The organism is Streptomyces rectiviolaceus (assembly GCF_039533825.1).
Taxonomy (GTDB): Bacteria; Actinomycetota; Actinomycetes; order Streptomycetales; family Streptomycetaceae; genus Streptomyces; species Streptomyces rectiviolaceus.
In genome coordinates, this window is sequence record NZ_BAAAUG010000124.1 from 1 (window position 1) to 6,211 (window position 6,211).

The following is a 6,211-nucleotide window of genomic DNA, read 5'->3' on the forward strand; positions in this document are numbered from 1 at the left end:
CCAGCAGGCCACGGCGGGGTGCGCGGGCCCGGCGTGCAGCAGGAGCGGGGCGGCGTCCGCCACCGGCAGGATCAGCGCGGGGACGGTACGCGTACGGACGCCCTTGCCGTGAGGGCGTACGACCGCGATCTCACCCTCGGTGGCGGTGGGCAGCCCGCCCGCACCACGAGGCCCCTCGCCAGGAAGCCCCTCGCCAGGCAGCCCGCCCGCACCAGGAAGCCCCACGCCGCGCAGCCCGCCATCGCGAGGAAGCCCGTCCACATCGGAGACCCCGGAATCCGAGACCCCGGAACCCGAGCCCCCGAACCCACCCCCCGCGAGCCCGGCAGGCAGCCTCCCCTCCGGTGCCCAGAACGCGAGCCGCCCCTCCCGCGGCACCTCGGCCGGCAGGAAGACGGCGGCGCAGGAGCGCACGAGTTCCCCGAGCCGCCCCGCAGAAGGCACGGCGGTGGCATCCGCATCCGTGGCCGCGGCAACCCCAGCCATCACGTTCACCACCTCGCTCACCCTCGGTCACTCGCACGACATTCCCGCACGCCAGCCTAGGCCAGCCGCTCGGTCGGCCGTCCCGAGGTGAACGCTGGTAGGAAACTTTCCTAACAATAATTCGTCCGAAGTTATTGACGCGGACATGCCCCCTCGACAAGATGCCTGCGACCGGCCTCCGCGCCGCTCACGGCCCCCCACGCCGATCTAGGAGACGGACATGCCGCCCACCCCCCGCGCCATGAACTCCCGTACGAACAAGGCCCGTTGGGCCATCCCGCTGGCAGCAGGCGCCTCGCTCGCGCTCGTCGGCGGGGTCCTCCTCTGGTCCCCTGCCGACGAGGCCGACGCCGCGCCGAGCGGCAAGGACGCGAAAGCGGCCTTCACCGCGGTGGCCGCCGGAGACATCGCCGAACAGTGCACATCGGACGACAGCGGCTGCGCGCACCCCAAGACCGCCGCGCTCGTCGAGAAGCTCAACCCGTCCTACGTCCTGACCATGGGCGACAACCAGTACGACGACGCCCGGCTGCAGGACTTCGAGGACTACTACGACACCAGCTGGGGCGCGTTCAAGGACAAGACGCGCCCGGTGCCGGGAAACCACGAGACGTACGACCCGGACGGCCCCCTGGAGGGCTACAAGTCCTACTTCGGCAGCGTCGCCTACCCCAAGGGCGAGAGCTACTACAGCTACGACAAGGACAACTGGCACTTCATCGCCCTGGACTCCAACAGCTTCGACGACAAGGCACAGATCGACTGGCTCAAGGCCGACCTCGCCGCCAACTCCAAGAAGTGCGTGGCCGCTTACTGGCACCACCCGCTCTTCTCCTCGGGCGAGCACGGCAACGACCCGGTCAGCAGGCCGATCTGGAAGCTCCTGTACGCCAACAAGGCCGAGCTGGTCATGAACGGCCACGATCACCACTACGAGCGGTTCGCGCCGCAGAACCCGGACGGAAAGGCCGACGCCAACGGCATCGTCGAGCTGCTCGGCGGCATGGGCGGCGCCAACCCTTACAAGATCGAGGAAGTCCAGCCCAACAGCCAGAAGCGGATCACCAAGACGTTTGGCGTGGTCAAGCTGAACTTCACCGACACCGGCTTCTCCTGGAACCTCGTCGGCACGGACGGCGCGACGAAGGACAGCAGCCCGTCCTACAACTGCCGCTGAGCCGCCGAGATGTATCTGGCGTCAACGGACGCGGTCGCGAAGGCCAAGGCCGAGCCCAAGTCCAAGGCCAAGCGTCGCCGCGTCGCAGGGCCTGTCCTGGCCCTCGGCGCGGTCAGCCTGGTCACCGACATCTCCTCCGAGATGGTCACGGCGGTCCTCCCGCTCTACTTCGTCCTCCAACTCGGCCTGTCTCCCCTCCAGTTCGGCTTCCTCGACGGCCTGTACAACGGCGTCACGGCCTTCGTACGACTCCTCGGCGGGTACGCCGCCGACCGCGGCGGGCGGCACAAGCTCGTCGCGGGCGGCGGCTACACCCTCTCCGCGCTCTCCCGGCTCGGCCTGCTCCTCGCGGGCGGCGCCACGGCCGGGATCGGCGCGGCGCTCGCCGCGGACCGCATCGGCAAGGGCGTACGGACCGCGCCGCGCGACGCGCTGATCTCGCTCAGCAGCCCGCCGGACGCCCTCGGCCGGGCGTTCGGCGTGCACCGCGCGATGGACACGACGGGCGCGCTGCTCGGGCCGCTCGCCGCGTTCGCGCTGCTCTGGGCGACGGCGGACGCGTACGACGCCGTGTTCGTGGTCAGCTTCTGCTTCGGGCTGCTCGGCGTACTGATACTGGTCGCGTTCGTGCCGGGGCGGGGCGCCGGGCCGCCGGGGCAAGGTGCCGCGCTGCCGCCCGCGTCGCCGCACGCGAGGCCAACACCCCACCACCACAAGGTGGTTGACCTTCTCCGTCTCCCCGTCTTCCGGCGCATCCTCGGCGCCACCGCCCTCCTCGGCGCGGCTACCATCGGCGACGCCTTCCTCTATCTGCTCCTCCAGCGGCGGCTCGACTTCGCGGTGAGCTGGTTCCCGCTGCTTCCGCTGGGCGCCGCCGCGGTCTATCTGCTGCTCGCGGTGCCCGCAGGGCGTCTCGCCGACCGCACGGGGCGCCGCGTCCCCTTCCTGGCCGGGCATGTGGCGCTGCTCGGCGGATACGTCCTGCTGCTCTCCCCCGCCGACGGATGGGCCCTGCTCATCGGCGTACTCCTGCTCCTCGGCATCTTCTACGCGGCCACCGACGGCGTCCTGATGGCTCTCGCCACGCCGGTGCTCCCGCCGGGCCGTCGGGCCAGCGGCATGGCGGTCCTGCAGACGGGCCAGGCGCTGGCCCGTCTTGTCGCGGCCGCCGGGTTCGGTGCGGCCTGGACGCTGTGGGGCATCGGCCCGGCGCTGACCTGCGCGGCGCTCGCACTGACGGCGGCCCTTGCGGGGGCGACGGCGCTCCTCCCCCGGCACGAAAGGCAGGCATGAACCAGAACACCCCACGCCCACAACTCTCCCTGCGCACTCGCGTCATCGCCGTGGCCGCGGCCGCCGCCGTCCTCGCGACGGTGGCCGTCGCCTACACCCTGCGCGCGGCCGACCGATCCGAACCGACCGCCGCCACCTCGGAGTTCGCACTCGACCCGGACCACCTCTACTTCCGCAGCACGGAAGCGGGCGCGGGCCGCGTGGCCCGCACCGGCAGCACACCCAGCAAAGGCCCCCGCACCACGGGCGGCCCCTCCTGCGAGCGCTTCTACGCCGCCGCGGGCACCGCACTCTGCCTCCAGCGGCGCTCGGGCATCCCGCCCAAGTCGTACGCCCTGGTCCTTGACCGGCAGCTGCGCGAGAAGCGCCGCATCGCGCTCACCGGCATCCCCAACCGGGCCCGGGTCTCGGCGTCGGGCCGGATGCTGTCCTGGACGATGTTCGCGACCGGGGACTCCTACGCGGGCTCGTCCTTCTCCACCCGCACCTCGATCCTGGACACCCGCACGGGCTACCTGATCAAGAACATGGAGGAGATCCCCCTCACCCTCGACGGCCGCCGCTACCACTCCCCCGACGTCAACTACTGGGGCGTCACCTTCGCCAAGGACGACAACCGCTTCTACGCGACGGTCTCGACGAAGGGCAAGACGTACCTCGTCCAGGGCGACATGAAGAAGTGGGCGGCCCACACCCTGCGCACGAACGTGGAGTGCCCCTCGCTCTCCCCCGACAACACCCGCCTGGCGTTCAAGAAGCGTGTGAGGGAGGGGAGTTCGGACCCTTGGCGCCTTTACGTCCTCGACCTCCGCACGATGCGCGAACACCCCCTCGCCGAATCCCGCAACGTCGACGACCAGGCCGCATGGCTTGACGACGACACCCTGGCGTACGCCCTGCCGGGCGCGGAGGGCAGAAAGCAGGACATCTGGACGACGAGGGCCGACGGGAAAGGGACGCCGAACTTGCTTGTACGAGGCGGGACTTCACCGACGGCGGTGCGCTGACACGTCTTTGGCGCCGACCCGGGCGGAATTCGGATGCGCACCGGTGCACGCTTCCCGCAGGATCAGAACCATGACCACCACGCACCGCAACCGCATCGTCGTGCCCACCCTCTTCCCGCCGCCCGGATACGCCCACGCCGCCCTCGTCGAAGCCGGCGCCAAGCTCGCCTTCATGGCGGGCTCGGTGCCGCTCGATCCGGAGGGGAATCTCGTCGGGGAAGGTGACGTGGCGCGCCAGACGGAGCAGGTCATCGCCAATCTCGACGAGGCCCTGCGCGCGATCGGCAGCGATCTGACGCAGGTGGTGGCCAGCACGGTGTACGTGGTGAGCGACGAGCCGGGCCCGCTGAGCGAGGCATGGGAGGTCGTCCGCGCCTCCGACCTGCTGGCGAAGGGCCCGCACACCTCGACCCTTCTGGGCACGACGTGCCTCGGCTACACCGGCCAGCTGGTGGAGATCACCGCGACGGCCGTGGTCCCGGAGCCGCTCACCGCTCCCTAGGCGAGCCCCGGCCCTAGTCCTGCCCCTAGTCCTGACCCTAGTCCTGACCCTGAGCCCTGCTCGCGAGCCCCAGCGCGTACTGCGGCCACCACTGCCCCGCCCTCGGCCCGCCCCGGCAGGTTCCGTCGGACTCGCCGGGCCGCTTGACCCACAGGTAGGCGTCGAGCGCGGGGTCGCCGGTGGCGGTGGTGGGCGGGGATCCGAGGGCGCGGCCCGGCGGGTTGCACCAGGCCTCGTCGCCGCCGGTGTAGGGGCCGTTGCCGTTGCGGCTGCTGTCCACGACGAAGTGCTTGGCTCCGCCGAGCGCCGCGGCGAGGCGGTGTCCGTAGTCCGAACTCACCTCGTTGGTCTGGTAGTTGGAGACGTTGAGCGCGAAGCCGTCGGCCCGGGCGATCCCGGCCTCCCGCAGCGGGTCGACCAGTCGGTTCTCGTCGGGGATCCAGCCGGCGTTGCCCGCGTCGAGATAGACCTTGGTGTGCGGGCGCGCCTTGACGCGGTCGACGGCGTAGGCGAGCAGCCCGTACCGCTCTTGGGCGTCGGCCTTCGCGCAGCCCGCGATCTTCTGCGCCACGGCGTCCGGTTCGACGATGACGTACGCGGCACGGTCACCGATGCCCGCGGCGAACTCGTCGATCCACCGCCGGTACTCCGCCGCGCTCGCCGCCCCGCCTCCGGAGTAGTCACCGCAGTCGCGGTGCGGGATGTGGTACGCCACGAGCACCGCGGTGCGCCCCGCCGCGGTCGCCGCCTCCGTGGCCGCGCGGACCGTGGGCCCCGGCCCCGGGTCGTTCAGCCACAGGGCTTGGGGGCGTCCGGCGATGCGCTCGATGAGCAGGGCGTCGGCGGTCCGGCCCTCGCTCCGCCACGCGGTGACCTGGTGGGCGGCGGCGCTGTTCGGATCGACCCAGAAGGTGGTGCCGGGGGCCTCGCCCGCGTGCGCGGCGGCGGCCATGCCCTCGGGCACCGCGCCGGACGCCGCCGCGCTCAGCACAAGCGCGGCGGCGAGAAGCCGGGCAGGGCGGGAGCGGGCGCCACGGGGTCGGGGACGGGCCGGGCCGGGTGATCGGAAGGGCGGCTGCGACACCGGGCACCTCCAGTTGCTCGGCACCGGATGGGCCCGGCGCGTTCCCCGGAGTCTGCGGTCGCCCGGCCCCCGCGAGGCCCCGTGCACCGCCGGTCCTGCGGCAGTTCACCCGGAGAATCACTCCGACGGCGGCGCCCAAGTGCGCGCCTTCGGCAGGGGTTTGGCGTAGCCGCCGGTGCGGCTCGTGGTCAGACCGAGCCCGACGAGCGACTCGGCGAGCTTCACCGCGGCGGCCACGCCGTCGACCACCGGCATGTCGAGGGCGGCGCCGACCTTCGCCCGCAGCCCGGTCATCCCTGCGCAGCCGAGCACCAGGACCTCGGCCCCCGCGTCGCGGGCCCGCTCGGCCGCGGCGAGGAAGGCGCGGACGGTGACCTCGGAGTCCCCGAGGTCGAGGACGCCGAGTCCGGTGCCCACGACCGCGGCACAGTTCTGCGCGACGCCCGCCGCGTGCAGGCTGTCCTCGATCTGGCCGCGCGCCCGGTCGAGGGTGGTGACGACGCCGTACCGCCGCCCCAGCAGACAGGCCAGATGGGCCGCGGCCTCGGTGATGTCGACGACGGGCACGTCGAGCAGCTCCCGGGCGCCCTCACGTCCGTGCTCGCCGAACCCGGCCATGACCACGGCGTCGTACGGCTCCTGGTGTCCGCGCAGGGTGTCGA

6 protein-coding genes and 1 pseudogene are annotated in these 6,211 nt (G+C 72.2%); 4 read left to right on the forward strand and 3 right to left on the reverse strand.

Annotated features, from left to right (window positions below; translation table 11 throughout):
• A pseudogene (locus tag ABD378_RS30655) lies at nucleotides 1-486 on the reverse strand (hypothetical protein); the annotation flags it as partial.
• 220 nt (nucleotides 487-706) lie between these two features.
• Here ABD378_RS30655 and ABD378_RS30660 point away from each other — a divergent pair.
• The 4 genes from ABD378_RS30660 (at nucleotide 707) to ABD378_RS30675 (ending at nucleotide 4,465) form a co-directional block, all read left to right on the forward strand.
• Nucleotides 707-1,663 carry a metallophosphoesterase family protein gene (locus ABD378_RS30660; protein WP_344526079.1) on the forward strand — a complete coding sequence of 319 codons (957 nt, stop codon included), beginning with the start codon at nucleotides 707-709 and terminating at the stop codon, nucleotides 1,661-1,663.
• Between the two features lie 9 nt (nucleotides 1,664-1,672).
• Nucleotides 1,673-2,956, forward strand: coding sequence for an MFS transporter (locus ABD378_RS30665; RefSeq protein ID WP_344526081.1), 1,284 nt, complete (start codon nucleotides 1,673-1,675; stop codon nucleotides 2,954-2,956).
• Nucleotides 2,953-3,963 (forward strand): TolB family protein, encoded by a 1,011-nt coding sequence (locus ABD378_RS30670; protein ID WP_344526083.1) that lies wholly within the window; start codon nucleotides 2,953-2,955, stop codon nucleotides 3,961-3,963. The genes ABD378_RS30665 and ABD378_RS30670 overlap by 4 nt, the downstream gene beginning before the upstream one ends.
• Before the next feature lie 70 nt (nucleotides 3,964-4,033).
• Nucleotides 4,034-4,465: a RidA family protein gene (locus ABD378_RS30675; protein WP_344526085.1), complete on the forward strand. Its 432-nt coding sequence runs from the start codon at nucleotides 4,034-4,036 to the stop codon at nucleotides 4,463-4,465.
• Nucleotides 4,466-4,502: 37 nt separating this feature from the next.
• On the opposite strand, the gene ABD378_RS30680 is transcribed toward ABD378_RS30675, so the two are convergent.
• Complete coding sequence (locus ABD378_RS30680; RefSeq protein ID WP_344526087.1) at nucleotides 4,503-5,549, reverse strand: glycoside hydrolase family 6 protein; 1,047 nt, start codon at nucleotides 5,547-5,549, stop codon at nucleotides 4,503-4,505.
• Nucleotides 5,550-5,666: 117 nt separating this feature from the next.
• The coding region (locus ABD378_RS30685) for an aspartate/glutamate racemase family protein (RefSeq protein WP_344526089.1) at nucleotides 5,667-6,211 on the reverse strand (545 nt) is incomplete at its 5' end.